Source organism: Vibrio sp. S11_S32 (genome assembly GCF_014694465.1).
GTDB classification, from domain to species: Bacteria; Pseudomonadota; Gammaproteobacteria; order Enterobacterales; family Vibrionaceae; genus Vibrio; species Vibrio algicola.
In genome coordinates this window covers 322756-348692 of the sequence record NZ_JAAUWS010000001.1, presented here as the reverse complement: position 1 = coordinate 348692, position 25937 = coordinate 322756, and the positions used below count along the sequence as shown (strand labels likewise).

The 25937-nt window shown below is 43.5% G+C and carries 16 protein-coding genes and 1 pseudogene; 14 read left to right on the top strand and 3 right to left on the bottom strand.

Annotation, left to right across the window (positions count from 1 at the left end; genetic code table 11):
* Window positions 1-4 precede the first annotated feature (4 nt).
* The 6 genes from rnc to HC723_RS01560 all read left to right on the top strand — a co-directional run bounded on the left by rnc (window position 5) and on the right by HC723_RS01560 (window position 4984).
* Complete coding sequence (gene rnc, locus HC723_RS01585; protein WP_190337960.1) at window positions 5-685, top strand: ribonuclease III; 681 nt, start codon at window positions 5-7, stop codon at window positions 683-685.
* On the top strand, window positions 675-1703 hold the full coding sequence (era, locus tag HC723_RS01580) for a GTPase Era (protein ID WP_190337959.1): 1029 nt from the start codon (window positions 675-677) through the stop codon (window positions 1701-1703). The genes rnc and era overlap by 11 nt, the downstream gene beginning before the upstream one ends.
* A 137-nt stretch (window positions 1704-1840) precedes the next feature.
* Window positions 1841-2554, top strand: a complete 714-nt coding sequence (recO, locus tag HC723_RS01575; protein ID WP_190337958.1) for a DNA repair protein RecO — start codon at window positions 1841-1843, stop codon at window positions 2552-2554.
* Between the two features lie 56 nt (window positions 2555-2610).
* Window positions 2611-3342, top strand: coding sequence for a pyridoxine 5'-phosphate synthase (gene pdxJ, locus HC723_RS01570; protein ID WP_153446308.1), 732 nt, complete (start codon window positions 2611-2613; stop codon window positions 3340-3342).
* A gap of 2 nt (window positions 3343-3344) precedes the next feature.
* Window positions 3345-3725: a holo-ACP synthase gene (gene acpS / locus HC723_RS01565; protein ID WP_153446310.1), complete on the top strand. Its 381-nt coding sequence runs from the start codon at window positions 3345-3347 to the stop codon at window positions 3723-3725.
* 740 nt (window positions 3726-4465) lie between these two features.
* A complete protein-coding gene (locus HC723_RS01560) occupies window positions 4466-4984 on the top strand; it encodes a GNAT family N-acetyltransferase (RefSeq protein WP_153446312.1) in 519 nt (172 codons plus the stop codon).
* A gap of 158 nt (window positions 4985-5142) precedes the next feature.
* Here HC723_RS01560 and barA read toward each other — a convergent pair whose 3' ends face one another.
* Window positions 5143-7929 (bottom strand): two-component sensor histidine kinase BarA, encoded by a 2787-nt coding sequence (gene barA, locus HC723_RS01555; RefSeq protein WP_190337957.1) that lies wholly within the window; start codon window positions 7927-7929, stop codon window positions 5143-5145.
* 331 nt (window positions 7930-8260) lie between these two features.
* Between barA and rlmD the strand changes: the two genes are divergently transcribed.
* From rlmD to tadA, 6 genes and pseudogenes are all read left to right on the top strand, one after another.
* Entirely contained in the window at window positions 8261-9658 is a 1398-nt protein-coding gene (gene rlmD, locus HC723_RS01550; protein ID WP_153446315.1) for a 23S rRNA (uracil(1939)-C(5))-methyltransferase RlmD, read from the top strand.
* 101 nt (window positions 9659-9759) lie between these two features.
* Window positions 9760-11976, top strand: coding sequence for a GTP diphosphokinase (gene relA / locus HC723_RS01545; protein ID WP_153446317.1), 2217 nt, complete (start codon window positions 9760-9762; stop codon window positions 11974-11976).
* Between the two features lie 103 nt (window positions 11977-12079).
* Window positions 12080-12520, top strand: a pseudogene (locus tag HC723_RS01540) (MazG family protein); the annotation flags it as partial.
* 203 nt (window positions 12521-12723) lie between these two features.
* Window positions 12724-14382, top strand: coding sequence for a CTP synthase (locus HC723_RS01535; RefSeq protein WP_190337955.1), 1659 nt, complete (start codon window positions 12724-12726; stop codon window positions 14380-14382).
* A gap of 168 nt (window positions 14383-14550) precedes the next feature.
* Window positions 14551-15852: a phosphopyruvate hydratase gene (gene eno, locus HC723_RS01530; RefSeq protein WP_153446323.1), complete on the top strand. Its 1302-nt coding sequence runs from the start codon at window positions 14551-14553 to the stop codon at window positions 15850-15852.
* Window positions 15853-16355: 503 nt separating this feature from the next.
* Window positions 16356-16850 carry a tRNA adenosine(34) deaminase TadA gene (tadA, locus tag HC723_RS01525; protein ID WP_153446325.1) on the top strand — a complete coding sequence of 165 codons (495 nt, stop codon included), beginning with the start codon at window positions 16356-16358 and terminating at the stop codon, window positions 16848-16850.
* 545 nt (window positions 16851-17395) lie between these two features.
* On the opposite strand, the gene mltF is transcribed toward tadA, so the two are convergent.
* Entirely contained in the window at window positions 17396-18916 is a 1521-nt protein-coding gene (gene mltF / locus HC723_RS01520; RefSeq protein WP_190337954.1) for a membrane-bound lytic murein transglycosylase MltF, read from the bottom strand.
* Window positions 18917-19274: 358 nt separating this feature from the next.
* Between mltF and purL the strand changes: the two genes are divergently transcribed.
* Window positions 19275-23186, top strand: coding sequence for a phosphoribosylformylglycinamidine synthase (purL, locus tag HC723_RS01515; protein WP_190337953.1), 3912 nt, complete (start codon window positions 19275-19277; stop codon window positions 23184-23186).
* 345 nt (window positions 23187-23531) lie between these two features.
* The gene (locus HC723_RS01510; protein WP_153446330.1) at window positions 23532-23762 is read left to right on the top strand and encodes a DUF3622 domain-containing protein; all 231 of its coding nucleotides are present in this window, start codon (window positions 23532-23534) and stop codon (window positions 23760-23762) included.
* A gap of 133 nt (window positions 23763-23895) precedes the next feature.
* Here the strand turns inward: HC723_RS01510 and HC723_RS01505 are convergent, their stop codons facing one another.
* Window positions 23896-25872: a RecQ family ATP-dependent DNA helicase gene (locus HC723_RS01505; protein ID WP_190337952.1), complete on the bottom strand. Its 1977-nt coding sequence runs from the start codon at window positions 25870-25872 to the stop codon at window positions 23896-23898.
* Window positions 25873-25937 lie beyond the last annotated feature (65 nt).

Genomic DNA, 25937 nt, shown 5'->3' with positions numbered 1-25937 from the left:
GAGCATGAATTCTCAGATACCTAAGTTAGAAAAGAAGATCGGTTATAGCTTTAATAGCGCCGATCGTCTTAACCTCGCACTGACTCACCGCAGTGCGAATAGCAAACATAATGAACGTTTAGAGTTTTTGGGCGATTCAATTTTAAGTTTTGTCATTGCTGATGAGTTGTATCATCGCTTCCCTAAAATTAATGAAGGGGATATGAGCCGCATGCGCGCGACATTGGTTCGCGGTCAAACGTTAGCGGAGCTTGGACGTGAGTTTGAGCTAGGAGACTACTTAAAATTAGGTCCAGGCGAATTGAAAAGTGGCGGTTTCCGTCGTGATTCAATCCTTGCTGATGCCGTTGAAGCCATCATCGGTGCTTGCTACCTCGACAGTGATGTTGAAGTGGTGCGTGGCGTGGTATTAAATTGGTATCAATCGCGTTTGGAAGCCATTAAACCGGGTATTTCACAAAAAGATCCTAAAACTCAATTGCAGGAATTTCTGCAAGGTCGTCGCAAACCTTTACCGCTTTACACAGTGGAAAAAATTAAAGGCGAAGCGCATAACCAAGAGTTTACTGTTTCATGTGACATTGCCGGTGTTGCCAATCCTGTCGTCGGAAAAGGCACCAGTCGCCGTAAAGCGGAGCAGTCTGCAGCGGAACTTGCGTTAGGAGTACTGACCAATGACAAATAAGAAAGATCAACAGAACGATCAAATTGATGCCCAAGATAATGAGCAACCAGAGTTTGATCTTGATGCCTATTTTGCTGGCGAAGCACAACCTTCTCAAGTTGAAGCCGCCATTGATGAGAGTGAACAACATTGTGGTTTTATTGCCATCGTTGGTCGCCCGAATGTCGGTAAATCAACTTTACTGAATCATTTATTAGGTCAGAAGCTTTCGATCACTTCGCGTAAGCCTCAGACCACTCGTCACCGCATCATGGGTGTCGATACTGAAGGTGCTTTTCAGGCGATTTATATTGATACTCCTGGGCTTCATATTGAAGAAAAACGCGCAATCAACCGCCTAATGAACCGTGCGGCCAACAGTTCTTTAAGTGATGTAAACTTAGTATTATTCTTAGTGGATGGTACTCAGTGGACACCGGATGATGAAATGGTATTAAACAAATTGCGTACAGCCAATTTCCCAACCATTTTATTAATCAACAAAGTCGATAATGTCAAAGATCGCACGCACGTTATGACTCACATGCAACAATTGTCTGAAAAAATGGATTTTGTCGATATCATTCCAATTTCAGCTAAGCATGGTCGTAACACTGATGCGATTCGCCAACGTGTTCGCGAAGCTCTGCCACAAGCGGTTCATCACTTCCCTGAAGAGTATGTGACCGATCGTTCTCAGCGCTTTATGGCATCGGAAATCATTCGTGAAAAGCTAATGCGTTTTACGGGTGAAGAACTGCCTTACTCGGTTACGGTTGAAATTGAACGTTTTGATTACAACCCAGATACCGATGGTTTCCATATCAATGCCTTAATTTTGGTCGAACGTCTTGGCCAGAAGAAAATGGTAGTCGGCTCTGGTGGTGAAAAAATCAAAACCATCGGCCGTGAAGCTCGCCTAGATATGGAAGAGTTATTTGACCGTAAAGTGTATTTAGAAACTTGGGTTAAAGTGAAGTCAGGTTGGGCGGATGATGAACGAGCACTACGTTCACTTGGTTACATTGATGACTTATAAGCTTTAGTCTGACAATAAAGCGAATCTTAAAAAATAAAGCGATCCTTAGTCCTAAGACAGGATCGCTTTTTTATTTGAACTTAGCTCATGGCTTGTGAGTTATACTCCCTCTAGTAAGTTATCACTAGGAACCGATAATGTCTGACGCTTTGGGTCTTCAACGTTGTTTTGTGCTCCATCGTCGCCCTTATACTGAAACCAGCCTGATCTTGGATGTGTTCAGTGAAGAATATGGGCGGGTCAGCATTCTAGCCAAAGGCGCACGCAGTAAACGCTCTAACCTAAAAGGCGTACTGCAACCTTTTACCCCACTGTTACTCAAATGGTTTGGTAAAGGCTCGATGCGCACGCTAAGAGAAGCGGAGGCGATCAGTCTTGGTCTGCCACTTTCTGGCATTAATCTTTACTCAGCCATGTACGTTAATGAATTAATTGCGCGAGTGATTGAAAGCGAAACCGCTTACCCAGAACTTTTCCATGATTATCTTGCGGCGTTAACTGAACTAGCACAATGTGATAACCCAGAGCCTGCCTTACGCCGTTTTGAACTCGCCTTATTATCATCGTTAGGTTACGGAGTTGATTTCCTGCATTGCGCTGGCAGTGGTGAAGCTGTCTCCGATAACATGACTTATCGCTACCGTGAACAAAAAGGCTTTATTGCGAGCGTCAGACAGGATAACTTATCCTTTCTTGGTAATGAATTAGTCGCGATCAGTGAGCGCCGCTTTTTAACCAAATCCCAACTGCAAGCGGCAAAGCGATTTACTCGCATGGCATTAAAGCCGTATATTGGAAGTAAACCATTAAAAAGTCGGGAGCTATTTGTGATGATAGCTTCTAAGAAATAGTTACTATATTTGGTATTTTATTCAAGCTGAAACAGCTGATAACAAGGAATGAGAAAATGAGTGAGATTTACTTAGGCGTCAATATTGATCATATCGCAACCGTTCGTAATGCGCGTGGCACTAAGTATCCCGATCCGGTACATGCGGCTGAAATTGCCGAACGTGCAGGCGCAGATGGCATCACGATTCATTTGCGTGAAGATCGCCGTCATATTAAAGATCGTGATGTACGCATCTTGCGAGAAACACTGCAAACCCGCATGAACCTTGAAATGGCCGTCACCGATGAAATGGTTGAGATTGCGTTGCAAACCAAGCCAGAGTACGTGTGTTTAGTACCTGAGAAACGTGAAGAACTGACCACCGAGGGCGGTTTGGATGTGGTCGGTCAACTTGAAAAAGTGAAAGCGGCTACCCAAAAACTCACTGATGCTGGTATTAAAGTATCCCTATTTATTGATGCATCGACCAACCAAATTGATGCCGCTAAAGCCTGTGGTGCACCGTTTATTGAACTGCATACTGGCCATTATGCCGATGCTGAAACCGATAGTGAGCAACAAGCTGAATTTGAACGTATCGCGGCGGGTGCAACTTATGCACACGGTTTAGGCATTAAGGTGAATGCGGGGCATGGTCTGACTTATCAAAACGTGTCCGCCATTGCCGCGCTGCCTGAAATCTACGAATTGAATATCGGACATTCAATTATTGGCCGTGCATTATTTGATGGCTTAGATAAAGCGGTCGCCGATATGAAAGCCGTGATGCAGCAAGCGCGCCGTTAATTATGGCGATTGTTGGACTCGGCACCGATGTCGCCGATATCGAACGAATTGAAAAAAGCCTTCAACGCTCTGGCGAGTCTTTCGCCGAGCGTATTTTGGTGCCATCCGAACGGGCGATATTCGATTCATTAAAGTTTCAAGCCCGTTATCTAGCCAAACGTTTTTCCGCCAAAGAAGCGGCCTCTAAAGCACTCGGCACCGGCATTGCCTGTGGCGTCAGTTTTCAAGATTTTGAAATCTGCAATGATGAGTTGGGTAAACCGGTATTAACCTTGCATGGGCAAGCAAAAAACGTGGCCGAGCAAAAAGGGGTTAAGCATATCCATTTATCGATTTCAGATGAAAAACGCTATGCGATGGCGACGGTGATTTTGGAGAGTTAAGTGTTGAAATCTTGTTCTAATGCGTGGAACCATAGTAGCTTATTTGAATCTTGATTTAGTGGTGAATTCATCACACAGCCTTCGGCGACCAACCTTTTTTCAACCGCCAAAAAAGGTGGCAAAAAGGCCGCTGCTAGAAATTTTGTTGACCTTGGTTACAACACTCTACTTTGCTAACGGCTTCAACCGCACATCCATGTGCGCAAGAAGCCTCATCAATCATCCATGATTGGGGTATCAAATAGAGCCTTTCCACCAAGCAAAATTTAGGCAGGGTTGGCGCGTTTCTGCCGAATAGCGATTTAGCTCTTCACTGCATATCAAAGCAACAACCCGCCCCAGCCCTCCCTTGGCTGACAATTCAGATGTTTAACGGCAATACATCTGGTAAAGGGAGGGGGTGGTTGGGTTGTCGTAGCTATTTCAACGATCACCAAACAAGCTCTTCCCCTTGATTGATATGGTTAATTGATAATGATAATCAATAGAAGGGGAAGTTGGATGGGGTTGCTGTTGAAATCTCGCTTTAATTCTAAAGGTTACTCACTGTAATAATTGGCTCCCTAAATCCAGTTCTCGCTTTCTCCATCGCATTAAATCGATTAAAAGCTTTAAAAAAGCTAATAATGGCGTATTTTATGACAATAATTTAATCGATTAGTAACGATCGTGTCGGAAAAATTTACTGGTTTACCCTCGTTTCTTGCTAATACACTGTTATGTAACAGGAGGCAGATGGTATGAAGATCGAAACTAAACGTTTGAAAATGGAAGTAATTACAGAAAACGATTGGGCGTTATTTTTACAACTACATTCTAATCCTGAAGTTATTTCACTGTGCTTCGATAAACCAGATGTTGAGGTCGTCAGAGATAAATTTGAATCCCGATTAGTGCCATGGAATATGGACTCCAGTTCATGGTTATGCTTTGTTATTTTTAATAAACAATCAGGAAACGCTATTGGTATCACGGGTTTTACTGTTGAAAATAATGTTGCTGAAGTCGGTTATCTTTTATTACCTGAATTTTATAGTAATGGCTATGGTTCTGAATCTCTTGCTGGGCTATTGGATTGGGCTGAGTCGGTTCAAGAAATTAATGCTTATAAAGCTGTGGTAACTGAAGGAAATATTGGTTCAGAGAAAGTGTTACTTAAATGTGGGTTTCAGCTTGATCGCATTATTCCAGACGCTTATGAAATTGGTGGGAAATTATTTGCGGATCATGTTTATTCTCGCGATGACAAAGTTACATAATAATCGCATCAACACGATTTGCTACATTCGGTATTCTAGATTTTCTTTGGGTTTACCGCATTAAGTGGTAAATTTCGGCTTAATTTGCATCGTAGCAAACGTGTTATTGGGCACTAATCAATCTTTTACTAATTTAGTCAACTCACTTCACCATCGCATTAACCTAAATACTCATCTGCTGCTTGTACTATCTTCGCCATCTCATCTTGTAATTCAAATAACTCAGGTTCGATATCTTCAATTGATTGCTCTGCTCGCAGTGCGGTTTCAATTGTGGCGCACACATTTTGCAGCTTAGGCACACCACAGTAGGCGCAGCTGCCATGAAGTTTATGCACGATTGCCAATAATTCGGCTTCTGCGCCTGCAGGGGTTGCTAATGCGGATTCGATTTGTTGATCCACTTGCGGAATAAACTCAACCAGCATGTGTAGCATTTCTTGGGCTAAGTCGGTTTTATTGGCCGCTTGTTTTAATGCCATTAGCCAATCAATACAACCATCAGATAAGCTTAATGGGTTATGCGTTTTGTCTTGCTTATCTTCCGGTGATTCTAGTTTTTCAATGGTTCCTGATACCGTGTATGGGTTCCAATGTACTAATAGCTGATGCAATACATGCTCTTCAATTGGTTTTGATAAATAATCATCCATGCCGGATTGCAGCAGGCGTTCGCGCTCACCATCGATAGCATGGGCAGTAACGGCGATCACTGGGGTATGACTGTTTAATTGCGATGCTCGAATATGCTCACATGCGGTCACGCCATCCATGTGCGGCATTTGGATGTCCATCAGAATAATATCAAAGCTTTGCTGACTGGCTTTGGCTACGGCTTCGGCGCCATTGGAGCAGGTGGTGACGTGCATAACTTGCTCATCGAGTAACGCACTGATCAATTTTAAGTTGGCAGGATTGTCGTCCACCGCCATCACTCGCACTGGTAGTTTTTCATTGTGCGGCGCTTCAGGGGCGGCGAGTAGCATCGATTGCGCTTGATTAGGCAGCATCATTTGCAGCAGTTTTTTGCGAATGATTGGCTTGGAAATACATTGTACCGGATACAGTTTTATCAAGTTTTCTGCCAATGCCAGTTCGGTACTTGGTAAGCCTAAAATCATTTTGGTCGAAATCGCTAAGCCTTGTTGAATTAAGAAGGCGATCTGATTTTGATCAACCGTGGCGCTTTGTGAGATATTAAGCAGCAATATATCGAATGAAGCTTGAGTCTCGGGCAGGTGATCGGAGTAGGTCACTGTCATGCCGCTTTCAAGCAATTGTTGCTCGATAATATGAGCCGATTGATGATTTGGCTCGACCAACAACACGGATTTATCTTGTAGCTGACTCACATCAATCGCCGGAGATAGCGGCATATTGGTGGTTTGGAAGGTAATAGTAAACCAGAAGGTAGAACCTTGGTGCAAGCGACTGGTTAAGCTGATCTCGCCGCCCATTTGTTCGATCAAGTTTTGAGTGATCACCAGACCTAAGCCTGTACCGCCGTAACGACGAGAAATGCTGGCATCGGCTTGGCTAAAGGCTTGGAATAGTTGAGCTTGTTGACGCTCTGAAATACCAATACCGGTATCGCGCACAATAAATTGCACTTCGGCTTTATTTTCACTGCTGGAGCGCAATTCTACTGAAATATCAATATTGCCACGTTCGGTAAATTTGATTGAGTTCCCGACTAAGTTGGTTAGGACTTGCTGAATGCGTAATGAATCACCGACTAAGGCCGGTGGCAGTTTTGGATCAATATTAAGCGTGATCTCCAGTCCTTTTTCATGGGCGCTGGTGGCTTGTAAACTCACCACTTCATCTAAGGTTTCTTGTAAATCGAACGGAATGTTTTCGAGCAACAGTTTACCTGCTTCAAGCTTGGAGAAGTCTAAAATATCATTAATGATCGAAAGTAAACTTTGCGCTGAGCGTTCAATGGTTTGCAGGTAATCGGCTTGGTTTGTGGTGAGTTCGGTTTTGAGCATTTGACGCGCAAAGCCAATCACACCATTAAGCGGCGTGCGTAATTCATGTGACATATTGGCTAAGAATTCAGATTTCACTCGCGCCGCTTCTTGAGCGCGTTTTTTGGCAATATCAAGCTCGATATTTTGGATCTCAAGTTGCTCTAAGGTTTCACGCAAATCTGAGGTCGCTTGGTCGATACTGTGTTGCATTTCAACATGATATTCCGACAACGACATCGCCATGGCATTGATACCACTTTTTAAAGTGTCGAGTTCGCCATGTAATTTGCCCTCAATTCGGACATCCAAATGACCACGACGAATTTTATCCACCACACTCACCATGTGAGAGATAGGCAAGGTCACATCGCGCATTAAGCGATACGCAAAAAAGCCAGATAAACCAATACCGAAAATAAGCACCATCAAGGCGGCAAAAATTTCTTGGTATTGTTGCAAGCGCAGCGAGGACATATCCAGCTCAATTGCAATATAACCTAATGCTTGGTTGGGTGTGGCTTCTTTGCCTGTCGGGTTTTCAAATTGACCTTCGGCTAAAATCGGCGAGCGTAATATCAATATATTGGCATTATTTTTGGATTGCTCGATGGTACTGATAAGCGGGATCGGCTTGGTTTTATCAAAGGTTAAAGATTGGAAGTTAGGGTGAAAATTGGAGGTGACAAATAACTCATGATGCGAATCAAATACCGCAATACTGCGAACAATGTCAGAATGCTTGCGATGGGCATAACTAATTAAGCGCCGTACTGCTTCACGACTCTGCTGGGTCATACCGTATTCACTGGCAATCGCCAATGGCTCGATAATATCGGTGCCAGCTGTAATAAGTTGATTTTCCAAATCATTATAACGATTTAGAGTGAAGAAACCGCTTAACAATAAGCCAATAATTAATGTTGGCGCTAAGGTTAGCGTGATCACGCGGGCGCGTAAGCCATAACTTGTCATGATTGTTTAATTACAAGCCTGTCTGGATATGGGAAAATAGCGTTCTGAAAAATATGTCGTTGTGAATATGGTATTTATACCGGTCTTACCCACCGCTTAACTGCAACTTCAATGGGTTTGGGTATATACTCTGGTGACGTAATTCAATTTTCAAGAAAGCTCGATAAGTGCTTAGCTTAATCAACTATAAGCTTTTCGACAATCATAGAGTTAGATATTCATAACGAAACGCAAGATTAACCGTGATTGTTACCGTTTTGCCGCTATTTGGTGGAACCATCGCATTTTTAAACCGTCCATATTAATAAGTATAAGCAGGTAGTGAGTCGTAATGGCCAATTTTTATCAAACTAAAAAACCACAAGCAAGTCGAGCGCAGCATCAACTTGTGACTATCGAACGCCTCGATCATCAAGGGGCAGGGATTGCTTATCAAAATAAAAAGCCGATCTTTGTGGAAGGTACCCTGCCTAGCGAACGTGTTTTAGTTCAAATGGTGGAAGAAAAAAGTAAATTTTCTAAAGCGAAGCTGATCAAAGTTGAACAAGCAAGCACCCAACGTATCGATGCTTTTTGCCCGCACTATCAAGAGTGTGGCGGTTGTAACTTGCAGCATTTGAGCCATGATGATCAGATTGCACATAAAGCTCAGTCATTAACTCAATTGATGACGAAATTTGCTGGCAAGGCGTTAAAAAACAGCATGGAAAACCAAGGTGAATTGCCTTTAGCTGCGCCGATCATTGCGAATGATACCGGTTATCGTCGTCGTGCTCGTATCAGCTTAATGTTTGATATTAAAACCCAATCGCTGCAATTTGGCTTTCGTCAAAAAAGCAGTAAAAATATTGTCAATGTCACCGACTGCCCCGTACTCGAGCCGCAATTAAATGCGTTGTTGCCAAGCATTAAAGCATTGCTTGATACCTTAGAGCAACCAAGAAAACTAGGCCATGTTGAAGTGGTATTTGATGGTACTAATAAAGCGATGTTGCTACGTCATACCGCAGCCCTTACGGCGCAAGAGCATCAGTCTTTAGTCGATTTTGCCAAGCACAATGCGCTGACTTTATACTTGTCGCCAAATCAAGGTGAATTAGATTGTGTGGTGGGTGAGGCGTTAGTTTGCCAAGAAACCGGTAGTAAAATTGCTTTTTTACCGAATGATTTTATCCAAGTTAACCAAAATGTGAATCAAGCGATGGTCGAGCAGGCGGTAGATTGGTTAGGATTAACCTCTCAAGACCGAGTGTTAGATTTATTCAGTGGTTTGGGTAACTTTAGCTTTTCAATGGCTAAGCAAGCGGAGCATGTTGTTGGCATCGAAGGGGTCGAAGCGATGGTGCAACGCGCGACTGAAAATGCCAAATTGAATAACATTGAAAATGTCGAGTTCTATCAAGCTGATCTTGAACAAGATTTGTTGCAAGCGCCTTGGGCCAAAAAACAATTTAATAAAGTGCTACTTGATCCGGCTCGTGCGGGGGCATCTGGCATCATAGAGCGAATTGCTTCACTTGGCGCGCAAGCCGTTGTGTATGTGTCTTGTAATCCTGCCACGTTAGCGCGCGATAGCCAAAATCTGCTCAATCAAGGCTATGAGCTGCATAAACTAGGGATGTTAGATATGTTCCCTCATACCAGCCATCTCGAATCCATGGCGTTATTTATCAAGACCGGAAAAGTGAAAAAAAACACCACCAAAAAACCAGTTAAATTCAAATTATAACCGGTGACATAGGCGCTAAGACAAGATGCGAAAAGCGAAACTCAATACGTTTTAAGCATCTTGCAGCCTAAATTTTTCGCCGTTATTTAAAGGAAGATGTAATGGTCGCAGTCAGAAGTGCGCATTTAAATAAACATGAAGAGTTTGAGCTAGAAGCTTGGATTGAAAGCCTTCATCAAGATGGAAAAACCAGCAATAAGTTAAAGCAAGTTTATCAGCAATGTGAAGAAATGCTGGTGGGCGAAAGCAATAAAGAATTATTACTGTGGCGCGGTCGTGAAATGATCGAGATTTTGATCACCCTGTCGATGGATCGCCCAACACTGCTTGCTGCCCAACTTTTCCCGATTGTGTCGGAAGGCTTATTTGAGCGCGAAGCATTAACCGAAATTTATGGCAAAGAAATCGTTAAGTTGATTGATGGCGTGGATGAAATGGCGGCAATCGGCCAACTTAACGTCAGTATGAATGATTCCGAAGCCTCTGAGCAAGTCGATAATGTCCGCCGCATGCTATTGGCGATGGTGGATGATTTTCGTTGTGTGATCATCAAATTGGCTGAACGTATTTGTAATTTGCGTGAAGTGAAAAATGAGCCGGATGATATTCGTCAAGCGGCTGCCAAAGAGTGCGCCAATATCTACGCACCACTGGCGAACCGTTTAGGTATTGGTCAGCTAAAATGGGAAATTGAAGATTACGCCTTCCGTTATCAATGCTCTGATACCTATAAAAAAATCGCCAAACAATTGTCAGAGCGCCGCATTGTGCGCGAGCAGTATATTCACGATTTTGTCACCGATTTATCGCAAGATATGAAAGCGGCAAATATCAATGCCGATGTGAGCGGGCGACCAAAGCATATCTACAGTATTTGGCGCAAGATGCAGAAAAAAAATCTTGAGTTTGATGAACTGTTTGATGTGCGAGCGGTGCGAATTATTGCCGATCAACTGCAAGACTGTTATGGCGCACTTGGCATGGTTCACACCAAATATAAGCATCTTCCAAGTGAGTTTGATGATTATGTTGCCAATCCGAAGCCTAATGGTTACCAATCGATTCACACTGTGGTACTTGGGCCTGAAGGCAAAACGATTGAGATCCAAATTCGTACTAAGCAAATGCATGAAGATTCCGAACTTGGGGTCGCTGCGCATTGGAAATACAAAGAAGGCAGTAGCGCGGTACGCAGTGGTTACGATGAAAAAATCACTTGGTTGCGTAAACTGATCGATTGGCAAGAAGAGATGGCGGATTCTGGCGAAATGCTGGATGAGTTACGCAGTCAGGTATTTGACGACCGTGTGTATGCCTTTACGCCAAGAGGTGATGTGGTTGATTTACCTATGGGGGCTACGCCTCTTGATTTTGCTTATCATATTCACTCTGAAGTGGGCCATCGTTGTATTGGTGCCAAAGTGGGTGGGCGTATTGTCCCATTTACCCATAAATTGGCGATGGGCGATCAAGTTGAAATTATCACCCAAAAAGAACCGAATCCATCTCGAGATTGGCTAAACCCAACGCTAGGGTTTGTCCATTCTGGTCGCGCGCGCGCAAAGATTAACGCGTGGTTTAGAAAACTCGGACGCGATAAAAACTTAGAAGCGGGGAAAGATATCCTCGAATCTGAACTGCAAAAGATTGGCGCGACATTAAAAGATGCGCAGAAATATGCCTTGAAGCGTTTTAACGTCAACACCAATGATGAATTGTTTGTTGGTATCGGCAGTGGTGACTTACGCATTAACCAAGTAGTTAATCATATCAATGCCTTGGTCAATAAGCCGACCGCTGAAGAAGAAGATAAACAAGCGCTCGCTCGACTACAAGAAGCGAAAGCGACCCATGAAAGCCGCCCAAGAAAAGATGCAGTTGTGGTGCAAGGGGTGGATAACTTAATGAGTCATTTAGCGCGTTGTTGTCAGCCGATCCCAGGTGATGAGATCCGTGGCTACATTACTCAAGGTCGTGGCATTTCAGTCCACCGTAGTGATTGTGAGCAGTTAAGTGAGCTCAATCATCATGCCCCAGAGCGTATTATTGATACTGTGTGGGGTGGGGGTTCAAATGGCGTTTATATCTTAACCATAAGAGTGGAAGCGTTAGAGCGAGTGGGCCTATTAAAAGATATCACCACCTTGATCTCGAACGAGAAACTGAAAGTGAACAGCATGAACAGCCGCACCGACTATAAACGTCAAATGACCATTATGGATTTCCACTTAGAAGTTCACAATGTTGAGGTGCTGGCGCGAATACTGGCACGGATTGAGCAGATAAAAGATGTGCTTAGGGTTAAGCGCTTGAAATAACCGTTATCAAACACCGCTTATCTTAGCGGTGTTTTCTTATCCCCAAAGTCTTTGACGCTGTTACTTCAATGACTTTGACGATGTGACAGAATGAGCGATGAAAAAGATGAAAACCGAAGTAAGCAAAATCGAACAAAGTATTCTAGACTCAATATCAACATCTTTGCCTGCACTTGAAAGGGCTAATCAGATCCAACATAAAGTGGCTCAATATGGCTTTGATTGGCCCACGCTTGGACCTGTGGTTGATAAAGTACAAGAAGAAATTGCAGAGGTGATGGAAGAGGCCTTGCAAGTCGATATTAACGAGCAAAGAGTCGAAGAAGAGTTAGGCGATCTGATGTTTGCGGTGGTGAACTTGGTTCGGCATCTTGGAAAAGATCCTGAAATGGTGCTTTGCAAAGCTAACAATAAATTTGAACGTCGCTTTCGCGGAGTGGAAACTAAGATTCAGCGAAAAAATAAACCTTTAGAGTATTGTGCTTTGGAAGAGCTTGATCTCGCTTGGGATGAAGTGAAAATAGAAGAAAAGCAGAGTATATGATGGTTTATGCTGTTAAGTTAGACAAAGAACGCGCCCAAGAATTACATTACTACCTCTTAGGTACAAGGGAAATTGATTTGAAGCAAAAAATTAAATTACCGACTGTGGTAGATTTCACGTTGTAGCGGAAAAGCGCTTCTGGTATATTTTTATCCCGTCCAGAAGCACCTATTTTCCCTCATTCACCCAATTTCAGGTTAAGCATGACAACAAATTACATTTTTGTTACTGGTGGGGTTGTATCCTCGCTAGGTAAAGGTATTGCAGCCGCATCACTGGCAGCTATTTTAGAAGCTCGTGGTCTTAAAGTGACCATGATGAAACTTGACCCATACATCAACGTTGATCCAGGCACAATGAGCCCGACTCAACATGGTGAAGTATTCGTCACGGAAGATGGTGCGGAAACCGATCTCGATCTTGGTCATTACGAACGTTTCATTCGTACCAAGATGACTAAACGTAATAACTTTACTGCTGGTCGTGTTTATGAAGATGTTCTTCGTAAAGAGCGCCGTGGTGATTATTTAGGTGCAACCATTCAGGTTATTCCTCACATTACTAACTCGATCAAAGATCGCGTTATTGCTGGTGCTGAAGGCCATGATATTGCTTTAGTTGAAGTGGGTGGCACCGTTGGTGATATCGAATCTCTACCATTTATGGAAGCGATTCGTCAGTTAGCGGCTGAAGTTGGCCGTGAACGCGCAATGTTCATGCACCTAACGTTAGTACCTTACCTTGCCGCAGCGGGTGAAGTGAAAACTAAACCGACTCAACACTCGGTAAAAGAATTACTATCTATCGGTATTCAACCAGATATTTTGGTTTGTCGTAGCGATCGTATCATTCCTGCCAATGAACGTAAGAAAATTGCGTTGTTCTGTAATGTGCAGGAAAAAGCCGTGATTTCAATGAAGGATGTAGATTCGATCTACAAAATCCCACAATTGATCCACGCACAAGGTCTTGATAACTTAGTGTGCACACGCTTTGGTATCAATGCACCTGAAGCTAACTTGACTGAATGGGAACAAGTTATTTACGAAGAAGCCAATCCAACTGGTGAAGTTACCATTGGTATGGTAGGTAAATACATCGAATTACCAGATGCTTACAAGTCAGTTAACGAAGCTTTAAAACACGCAGGGTTGAAAAACCGTTTAAGCGTAACCATTAAGTATGTAGATTCTCAAGACGTAGAATCTAAAGGTACCGAATTACTAGAAGGCTTAGACGCTATCTTAGTTCCTGGTGGCTTTGGTGACCGTGGTATTGAAGGCAAAATTATGGCCGCGCAATATGCACGCGAAAACCAAGTTCCTTACTTAGGTATTTGTCTGGGTATGCAAGTGGCGTTAATTGAATACGCACGTAACGTTGTTGGCCTTGAAGGCGCACATTCAACTGAGTTTAACCCAGAGACAAAATTCCCTGTGGTTGGCCTTATTACTGAATGGGTCGATAAAGAAGGTAAGGTTGAAGAACGTACCGAATCATCAGACCTTGGCGGCACGATGCGTTTAGGTTCACAACTTTGTCACCTTGAAAAAGGCACTAAAGTACATGAACTTTACGGCAATGCTCAAATTCATGAGCGTCATCGCCATCGTTATGAAGTCAATAACAACTTGCGCCCTCAATTAGAGAAAGCAGGTTTGAAAGTTTCAGGACTTTCTGCAGATAAAAAATTAGTGGAAGTGATTGAGAACCCGAACCATCCTTGGTTTGTAGCGGCTCAATTCCATCCTGAATTCACTTCAACGCCGCGTGATGGACACCCATTATTCGCTGGTTTTGTGAAAGCGGCGGGTCAATTCCAACGCGGTGAATTTGAAGTAGCAGCAGACGTTCAGAAGTAACGTAGCGAATACAAGTAAAAGCAGTTTCAACACTTCTAAGGTTAAGCTCATGTTTAGCCTTAGAGGATTTAAAAAGTAAGATGTAAAAAAGGATACGGATAGTTGCAAAAGTTGTGCTGCTATCCATTAGTTTGACATTTAAATTTTAAATTAAACGAGGAAACATTCATGTCTAAGATCGTAAAAGTTCTAGCTCGCGAAATCATTGATTCACGTGGTAACCCAACAGTAGAATCTGAAGTTCATCTTGAAGGTGGCTTTGTAGGTATGGCTGCTGCTCCTTCTGGCGCATCAACTGGTTCTCGTGAAGCTCTTGAATTACGTGACGGCGACAAATCACGTTTCCTAGGTAAAGGCGTTCTTAAAGCTATCGAAGCAGTAAACGGCGAAATCGCTACTGCTCTTGTTGGTAAAGACGCGAAAGACCAAGCTGCAATCGACCAAATCATGATCGATTTAGACGGCACAGAAAACAAATCTAAGTTTGGCGCTAACGCTATTCTTGCTGTTTCTCTTGCGAACGCAAAAGCAGCTGCAGCGGCAAAAGGCATGCCTTTGTTCGAGCACATCGCTGAACTAAACGGCACTCCTGGCGTATTCTCTATGCCTCTTCCAATGATGAACATCATCAATGGTGGCGAGCACGCTGACAACAACGTTGATATCCAAGAATTCATGATTCAACCTGTTGGCGCTAAAACAATCAAAGAAGCTGTACGCATGGGTTCTGAAGTATTCCACAACCTTGCTAAAGTACTTAAAGCTAAAGGCCTAAGCACTGCAGTTGGTGATGAAGGTGGTTTCGCTCCTAACCTTGAGTCTAACGCTGCTGCTCTTGCTGCAATCAAAGATGCTGTAGAAGGTGCTGGTTACGTTCTTGGTAAAGACATTACTCTTGCTATGGACTGTGCTGCGTCTGAGTTTTACGACAAAGAAGCTGGAAACTACAACATGAAAGGCGAAGGCAAAATCTTCACTTCTGAAGAATTTAACTTCTACCTACAAGACCTTGCTAACCAATTCCCAATCGTTTCGATTGAAGATGGTCTAGACGAATCAGATTGGGATGGCTTCAAGCACCAAACTGAACTTCTAGGTGGCAAACTTCAAATCGTTGGTGACGATCTATTCGTTACAAACACTAAGATCCTAGCGGAAGGTATTGAGAAAGGCGTAGCGAACTCTATCCTTATCAAATTCAACCAAATCGGTTCTTTGACTGAAACTCTAGCGGCTATCAAAATGGCGAAAGATGCTGGTTACACTGCAGTTATCTCTCACCGTTCTGGTGAAACTGAAGATGCAACGATTGCTGATCTTGCTGTTGGTACTGCTGCAGGTCAAATCAAAACAGGTTCTATGAGCCGTTCTGACCGTGTTGCTAAGTACAACCAACTAATCCGTATTGAAGAAGCTCTAGGTTCTAAAGCACCTTTCAACGGCCTTAAAGAAGTTAAAGGTCAAGCTTAATTCTTCTGCCTTTGGGCAAAGTATTAACTGATTAAACTTTTGAAATCCCTGTCTAGCAATAGACGGGGATTTTTTTGTCTGTAGCAATATACAGAAGAACCATGAGCCGTTCTGACCGTGTAGCTGCTCACACCTAAAAGCGGGCAACCAACTTATCCGTATCGAAGAAGCACTAGGTTCACGTGCACCTTTCAACGGTCTTAAAGAAGTTAAAGGTCAAGCTTAATTCTTCTGCCTTTGGGCAAAGCATTAACTGATTAAACTTTTAAGATCCCTGTCTAGCAATAGACGGGGATTTTTTTGCCTGTAGAAAATCACTCAATCCCGTATAATCATCGACGGTTAAAAACCTGCACCCGCGATCGTCATTCCGTACATGAGCCTAAGGGAAGAAGATACGGGATCTCGCTTTTGCTTTACGGCAAGAAGCATAATATTTAAGGTGCCGGAGACTTAATCTCAATAGAATAAAATGACTGTATTTAATAGCGACGGAATCTTTAATGCCCCAATTTAGTCCCCAAGATGAACAATTTATGCGCCGTGCGATAGAGCTGGCATCCCAAGCTGAAGCCAATGGCGAAGTGCCTGTTGGGGCGTTGTTGGTTAAAGACGGAATCATCATCGCCGAAGGCTGGAATGCGGCTATTGGTGAGCATGACGCCACCGCCCATGCTGAAATATCGACCTTACGAAAGGCTGGGCAAGCATTAGAAAACTATCGCTTACTCGACACGACCTTATATGTCACGTTAGAGCCTTGCCCTATGTGCGCCGGAGCGCTGTTACATAGTCGAGTCAAGCGTATTGTTTATGGCGCGCCCGATTTAAAAGCAGGAGCGGCAGGGACGGTATTGAATCTGTTTGAAAGCCAAGCATCGTATCATTACGCCGAAGTAGAAGGTGGGTTGCTGGCCGATGAATGCCGTGAGCAGTTGCAACAATTTTTCCGACGTCGCCGTAAGGAAATTAAGCAAAAAAGAAAAGATGAGCGTTAATCATTGAATATCAATCAGCTCAATAAAAAGGATGGTTCGGCAAATTAGCAATGATCCATTTGCCGCAGGTTGTGTTGGTTATGGTGCTGTTAGAAGTGATAGAAGTATTGCAGTCGTTATTGGGTAAAAGGTATTCATTCAAATAACAGAGGTAGGGTGAACTATGAGACGACCTCAGCACAAAACACGAAGCTACGATGTCGCCAAATCACTTTCTTTTTGTTGTTCGATAACATGCGCTTTCTACGGGTTGAGCTTGAATTGCGTGAAAATAATGAACTGGTGATTTTTTTTCGAGAGAACATTGGTATATCTCCTTAGTCATCGTCATGTATTGATGTATAAAGCATTTTCTATATGAAGCACCTTGGTATAGATCATTGCTACATACATCAAAGGTGAATATCTTAAGTATAGTGACTTTTTAAGCCTTCCTTTGCTAAGTCGATCACAGTCTAGATAATCAATGTGACAGTTAAATGAATGGGCTAAGTATGTGTGTACTTAGCCCATGCTGTTTTCTCTTTTTTGTTTCTATAGATGCTCTATTTTGATTCTGCGGCTGGTTGCTCGGTGTTGGTTGCAGTACTGACCGCCGCGCTCACCGCACTACTCACGGGGGCATCAATCACCGTAAAATCGGCATCACGATTGTCGTTACGGATTTCTTGTTTTTCTTGTGCTTCATAACCAATAATTGTTTGGTAATAACGACGGATATTTTCTACATAGTTCTTCGCTTCACTCCCTCGGGCATAGCCATAACGGGTATAACGGTAGTAACCAGGAAGTTGCAGTTTCGGTAAGCGTGCCTTCACATCTGTCCAAGAATCAGGATTGGCCTTTTGCGCTTTAGTCAGTCTACGAGCATCCATAACATGACCAAAACCTAAGTTATAGGATGCTAAAGCAAACCAGATTTTTTCGTGCTCAGGGATTGAATCGGGGATCCGTTTCACAATGCCGCGTAAATAAGTCACACCACCTTGGATCGATTGAGCCGGGATCAGTCGGTTTTTAACATTCACCATTTTAGCGGTTGATTGGGTCAGCATCATCATGCCGCGCACTCCAGTTGGAGAGGTGGCGTAAGGGTTCCAATGCGATTCTTGATACGATAATGCCGCAATTAAACGCCAATCAAATTCTTTCGAATAGGTCTGAAATAGCTTTTTATATTTAGGTAATTTGCTGTCTAATGAGCGAATAAAAGCACGAGTATCCACATAGTCAAAACTTTGAATATGGCCAAAATACTTCTCTTCCAGACGGGTTAATTTACCTGATTGGTTCATGTTACCGAAAAACTCTAGCATCATGGCGTACAGAGAATCATTATCTGATTTGCGGATGTACCAAGAAATAGGTTGATCTTCGGTGAGTTCAAATGCTGTGGCTAAGCGGGGATGTAGCCTTTGGTTGATTGATAATGAAATGGAATCGACCACCGTAAAATCGATATCTCCAGTTGATACTTTTTTTAACAGATCGTTAGTATCATTATTTTCGACGGTTTCCCAGGTTAATTTTGGGTTGTCTTTGGCGAGGTTTTGTAGTGTTTGATCGAATTCAGATCCTTTAACCACCACAAAGTTTTCTTTATTTTCGCTGCTTTGTTTTTCGATTAACTGTTTCAGGTTGCGTGGTCGCCAAGTACCTTTTCGGTAGACCACTTGTTGGCTAGCATAGTAATAAGCCGGACCAACATTGAAGTGTTTTAATCGCTCAGGCGTGTGGCTAATTCCCGCGGCAATCATATCCACTTCATGATTTTTTAAGGCAGGGAAAAGCCCACTTGAGTGATAAGCCGGTTTAATTTCTAGCTTTACTCCAAGCTCTTTGGCGAATCTTTGCGCAAGTTCATAATCCAATCCGGTCGGACCATCGGTGCCGATAAAATAAGAAATTTGATTGTTCAAAGTTCCAACGCGTAATACACCACGTTGTTGGATCTGCTCTAAGTCAGACAAAGGCTTAGTATCTGGTTGGCAAGCGGTTAATCCTATTAGGATACATAGCACCACTAACCAGCGTTTATATTGGAAATGAGAGTGAAATTTAGTCAAAAAGGGGATCTCATAAAATGTTTAGACCTCCTTTATACCAAATGCAGCGGTTGTCAGCAAAGTTGTCAGAATCAGCTTATGATCTGGCTGTAACTTATAATGTTTTCGATATAATACGATTCAAATTTATCTCATTTATATTTTTTGGATTAGGCAATGAAAATAATTTGCGCAAACGGTTGCTTTGGGTGTTACTTCGAGTGGGGATTTCCTCTATAATGTGCGCCAAAGGCCACCTGTGAGGTAAAGGTGAGATTGAAATAACTTCGATATTTGATTTAAGTCGTTGAAATTATTTCAATATCACTTTGTTGTGATGACGTATTTTATAAACCAACAGCCAAAGAGACCTAAGTACATGAGAATTTTGCGTGGTTCACCCGCTTTATCCGAATTTCGTGTCAACAAGCTTTTAGAGCTTTGTCGTGAGTTAAACCTACCTGTGTCGAGCATTTATGCTGAATTTGCGCATTTTGCTGACCTGACTTCTGAACTTGATAGCAAAGAAGTTGAAAAGTTAGAAAAGCTGCTTACGTATGGTCCTACCATTGAAGATCACGAGCCTCAAGGTCTACTACTATTGACCACTCCTCGCCCTGGCACCATCTCGCCTTGGTCATCAAAAGCCTCTGATATTGCCCATAATTGTGGTTTAAGCAAAATCAAACGTCTTGAGCGTGGTACGGCTTATTATGTTGAATCCTCAGTCGAATTATCAGAACTGCAATTATTAGAGCTTAAAGCACTATTGCATGATCGCATGATGGAAGTGGTGTTTTCTGATTTTGAGCAAGCAGATGCCTTGTTTAACGTCGCGCAACCTGCACCAGTCTCTGAAGTTGATCTATTAACTGGTGGACGTGCTGCGCTAGAAGAGGCCAATGTTAGCCTTGGTTTAGCCTTAGCCGATGATGAAATTGGTTACTTAGTCGAAAGCTTTACCCAAAAGTTAGGCCGTAACCCAACGGATATTGAATTGATGATGTTTGCTCAAGCGAACTCAGAGCATTGTCGTCATAAAATCTTTAATGCTGGCTGGACCATTGATGGCGTTGAACAAGAAAAGTCTTTGTTCAAAATGATCAAAAACACCATGGAAGTAACACCGGATAACGTATTGTCTGCTTATAAAGACAACGCGGCGGTGATGGTGGGTTCTAATGTGGGTCGTTTCTTCCCAGATCCAAAAACACGCGAATATGGCTACAGCCAAGAGCTCGCACATATCTTAATGAAAGTTGAAACCCACAACCATCCAACTGCGATCTCGCCTTGGCCGGGCGCTTCAACCGGTTCTGGCGGCGAAATTCGTGATGAAGGCGCAACCGGTATCGGTGGCAAACCAAAAGCTGGTTTAGTCGGTTTCTCGGTATCGAACCTTAAGATTCCAAACTTTGTGCAACCTTGGGAAACCGATTTTGGCAAACCAAGTCGTATCGTCACAGCATTGGATATTATGCTTGAAGGCCCACTAGGCGGCGCGGCATTTAACAATGAATTTGGTCGTCCAAACCTACTCGGTTACTTCCGTACTTACGAACAAAAAGTTAACTCTCATAACGGCGAAGAAATTCGTGGATACCACAAGCCAATCATGTTGGCTGGTGGTTTAGGTAATATTCGTGACGAGCATGTTCAGAAAAAAGAGATCCCAGTCGGCGCGAGCTTAATTGTGTTGGGTGGCCCTGCGATGAATATTGGTCTGGGCGGCGGAGCGGCGTCTTCAATGGCATCGGGTCAATCGGCAGAAGACTTAGATTTTGCTTCAGTACAACGTGAAAACCCAGAAATGGAACGTCGTTGCCAAGAAGTGATCGACCGTTGTTGGCAGTTGGGTGACGATAACCCGATCGCCTTTATTCACGATGTGGGCGCCGGTGGTATCTCTAATGCCTTACCTGAGTTAGTCGATGATGGTGAGCGTGGCGGTATTTTCCAATTGCGTGATGTACCAAACGATGAGCCAGGAATGAGCCCATTAGAGATTTGGTGTAATGAATCACAAGAACGTTATGTTATGGCCGTCGCGCCAGAAAACATGGCTGCATTTGAAGCGATTTGTCAGCGTGAACGCGCGCCTTATGCCGTTGTGGGTGTGGCAACACAAGAACGCGAATTGAAGTTAGAAGATTCACATTTCGACAATACGCCGATTGATATGCCGATGGATGTTCTTTTAGGTAATACGCCTAAAATGCACCGTGATGCCAAAACATTAAAAGCTAATAACCCCGCGATTGATCGCAGCGAAATTGAGCTTAATGAAGCGCTGGATCGCGTACTTCGCTTGCCAACAGTGGCGGAAAAAACCTTCCTTATTACTATTGGCGACCGCTCGGTAACCGGATTAGTGGCTCGTGATCAAATGGTTGGTCCTTGGCAAGTTCCTGTGGCTAACTGCGCAGTAACGGCCGCAAGTTATGATACTTATCATGGCGAAGCAATGTCGCTTGGTGAGCGCACGCCTGTTGCCTTACTCGACTTTGGCGCCTCTGCACGTTTAGCGGTGGGTGAATCCATCACTAACATTGCAGCGACTGATATTGGCGATATTAAACACATTAAACTATCGGCAAACTGGATGTCTCCTGCAGGCCACCCAGGTGAAGATGCCGGTCTTTATGAAGCGGTAAAAGCGGTTGGTGAAGAACTTTGTCCTGCGCTTGGTCTTACCATTCCGGTCGGCAAAGACTCAATGTCGATGAAAACCAAGTGGCAACAAGATGGTGAAGAGCGCGAAGTAACCTCTCCGTTATCTTTGGTGATCACCGCCTTTGCGCGTGTTGAAGATGTGCGTAAAACCATTACTCCTGAATTAAAAACCAATCAAGGCGAGACCAGTCTTATTTTGGTGGATTTAGGCAATGGTAAAAACCGTATGGGCGCGACCGCATTAGCTCAAGTTTATAACCAATTAGGCGATAAACCGGCGGATGTTGATAACGCGGCGCAATTAAAAGGCTTCTACACTGGCATTCAAGCTTTAGTCGCTGAGAGCAAGTTATTGGCTTATCACGACAAAGGTGATGGTGGTCTATTAATTACCTTGGCTGAAATGGCGTTTGCCGGTCACTGTGGTATTAAAGCGGATATTGCTGTGTTAGGTAATGATGAATTAGCAGCATTATTTAATGAAGAGTTAGGCGCGGTCATTCAAGTGCGTAATGATGATCTTGAATCGGTTCAAGCAACACTTGTCGCCAATGGTTTAGGTGAATGTTCGCATGTGATTGGCTCGGTAGAAGCATCGGATTCACTGCTGATCACTTCAGGTAATACTGTGGTTCTTGAGCGTAATCGTACCGAACTACGTATGATTTGGGCTGAAACCACAAACAAGATGCAAGCAATGCGTGATAACTCATCGTGTGCGGCGCAAGAGCATACTGCTAAAGCAGACAACAGCGACCCAGGCCTAAATGTTAAACTGAGCTTTGATATCAATGAAGATGTTGCCGCGCCTTATATTTCGGCTTCGATGATAAACACTGGCGCGAAACCTAAGATGGCGATTTTGCGCGAACAAGGGGTTAACTCACACGTTGAAATGGCTGCCGCCTTTGACCGTGCGGGCTTTGCTACCACTGATATTCACATGAGCGACATTCTAACCGGACAAGCAGCACTAGAAGAGTACCAAGGCCTAGTGGCATGTGGTGGTTTCTCTTACGGTGACGTACTCGGTGCCGGTGAAGGTTGGGCGAAATCGGTATTGTTTAACGATAATGCGCGTGACCAATTCTCTGGTTTCTTTGAGCGTCAAGATACCTTCTCGCTTGGCGTGTGTAATGGTTGTCAGATGCTATCTAACTTGCGCGACCTTATTCCTGGTGCTGATTTATGGCCACGTTTTGTGCGCAATGAATCAGAGCGTTTTGAAGCGCGTTTCAGTTTGGTTGAAGTGCAAAATTCGGATTCAGTTTTCTTTAGTGAAATGGCTGGATCTCGCATGCCAATCGCCGTTTCTCACGGTGAAGGTCGTGTGGAAGTGCGTGGTAATGAGCATCTACAAGCGATTGAAAATTCTGGCACGGTGGCGCTACGCTATGTGGATAATATGGGTAATCCAACTCAGCAGTATCCAAATAACCCGAACGGTTCACCCAACGCTATCACAGGTTTAACCACCGACGATGGCCGCGTGACCATTATGATGCCGCACCCTGAACGTGTATTTAGAACTGTAGCGAACTCATGGCACCCAGAGGACTGGAGTGAAGACAGCCCTTGGATGCGTATGTTCCGTAACGCACGTAAGCATATCGGTTGATACAAGGTTAGGCGCATGAACATGATGCGCTTTACCCAAAGATCCAGAGCGCGTCTTCCGCACAGTAGCGAACTCATGGCACCCAGACCTATCACCTTGAAGGGCGGGGTCAGAAGACAGCCCATGGATGCGTATGTTCCGTAACGCGCGTAAGCATATCGGTTGATAGAAAGGCCTAACTTGTTAACTTAATAAAAACGATTACTTCGGTGGTCGTTTTTTGTTGGCGTTATTTCAATTAAATATGCATCTTTTTTGATCAAACTGTGTTTTAATGCGCGCCTAATTTAGCTTTGCGCCTAAGCGAAATGTTTCACCATGGGGCAGGGTAGGTAAAAGAGTATTATGAGCAATAAATATAGTTTTCAATTGGTTGAGAAGCGTAACGGTTGGTCTGCAGAAATCGTTCGTCAAATCACTTCACGCCGTACTATCATTTCTAAGCGTCAACTAGGTTTTGAAACCGAAGCTGAAGCGACGCAGTGGGCTGAAAAAGAATTGGTTGAATTCCAAAAAATTCAGACTGAACGCAATAAGCGTAAATCAGCTGGCAAGCGTAAGAACGACGACGAGTAAGTCGCGGTTGCAAGACATATAAAAAACGGTCGCCTTATGGTGACCGTTTTTTTATGGAACCAATTTAGTGCTAACACCAAAGCAGCGTCTTTTCTTAGTATCTAAATTGATCCAATAATCAATGTCATGTTTATCAACCTAACTGTTCTACCCACTGTTGTACTTGAGCAAATGGATACTGCTCTAACTTGCCGACCCCTTCCATTTTACTGGCTTTGAGCTTATTACTCAGTGGGGTTGAAATTCCGCATAAAAAGCGCGTGATCGCCTCAGAAGTTAATTGCATTTCTTGTTGATGCGGGCTGCTTTCAAAAGCGGCTTTAAATGGCGCTACCCACTGATCGATGTTTGCTAATGGCACATCATCTAAATAAGGTTTTGGTAGTACCGCGACCTTACCGCGACACACGCTACAATGGCCACAAGTATTTGGAACATCATGATCTAAAAAGTACCCTGCAAGCTTTGAGCTTAGACAAGACGGGCTTTCAAATAAATTTATCAAGGTTTGAATTCGGTTTAGATCACCATGTTCCTTTTGCTTGAAAAGCGCACTAAGCTCATTAGCTACCTCAGTATTATCACGTTGAGTTTCGGGATGATCCGCCCCTAACACTTGATACACATCGGTGATTTGTTTGCTTTCTAATTCAATCAAACCTTGCTCATGAAAATAATCTAACGCCGCCACTACACGGCTACGTTCGGCTTGATAACCCATCCATAAAGCATCGAAATCGACACTGCGCCAAGTCTTAGCAATTTTTGAGCAGCTGAAAATGGCTTGAATAAATTGATGCCTTTCAGCGTGAGCGCCATGTTGCGGAAAGCGAGCTAAAATATCCGCTTCGCTAACAATATGTTTAAAACGATAATCGGCATAATAGCTGTACTTGGCTTGAATAATGCCTTGCAGTTCGAGATACACTAAGAGCGTTTTGAGCGGCAACTGACGAATATTTGAATCACGAGATAAGCGCGTTAGCATGACCTCCCATAACCCCGATTGGCTTTGGTCATCATAAATCGACTGCAATACGTGTTTAAACGAACAAGTATCGGGCGTATCACCATAAACAAAGTTTTCGAGCACATTAATGCCAGAAGTATTGGCCAGTACTGTGCAATAGGATTTTTCGCCATCACGACCCGCGCGGCCAATTTCTTGTGAGTAGTTTTCTATCGATTTAGGCAGGTCAAAATGCACTACGCGGCGAATATCGGATTTATCTATCCCCATACCAAATGCAATCGTAGCGACAATGCATGGCACTTCTCCGCTCATAAATTGCTGCTGAATATGTTGACGAAGATCGGAATCTAACCCTGCGTGATAGGCGAGGGCATTCATCCCATGGCGTTGTAGGTATTGCGCTACTTGGGCTGCGGTGTGTTGTAAGGTGACATACACTATGGTAGGAAGATCGGGAGTCGAACACAGTAAATCGACCAAAGCTTGGGGTTTATCTTCTTCTTCACAAGGCAAAACGTTGAGATCAAGGTTGGGGCGATAAAAGCCAGTAATGGTAATGTTATCTTTAGCAATATTGAATTTATTACTCATATCCTCAATAACCGCAGGTGTCGCAGTGGCGGTTAATAATAACACTTGAGGGATCTGCAAACTTTGGCAGTAAAAAGGCAGCTTTAAATAATCAGGGCGGAAATTATGTCCCCACTCAGAAATACAGTGCGCTTCATCCACCACTAGCATCGAGATCGGCACTTGTGAAATAAACTGACGAAAGCGTTCGTTTTTCAATCGCTCAACCGAAATCATCAACACCTTGATTTCGCCGCTACGAACTTGCTGCATAATGCGATTACTGGTTTCACGGTCTTGAGTTGAATCGAGTGAGGCGGCAGCAATGCCTTTGGAATGAAGGAACTCAAGCTGATCTTTCATTAATGCTAGTAAAGGGGATATCACTAAGGTCAGATTAGGCAATAACACCGCCGGTAATTGATAACACAAAGACTTGCCGGAGCCGGTAGGGAAAATAGCGGCGGCAGAATGTCCGGCTAAAATGGCCTCGATAACTTGTGATTGCCCACCTCGTAATTCATTAAAACCAAAGTATTGTGTTAATGCTTGCTGGATTTGGCTCATTATCAATTTCCGTTTGTCGATTAAGATAGAGTGGTATAATGCCAACCGTAGTCACGATCGATCAT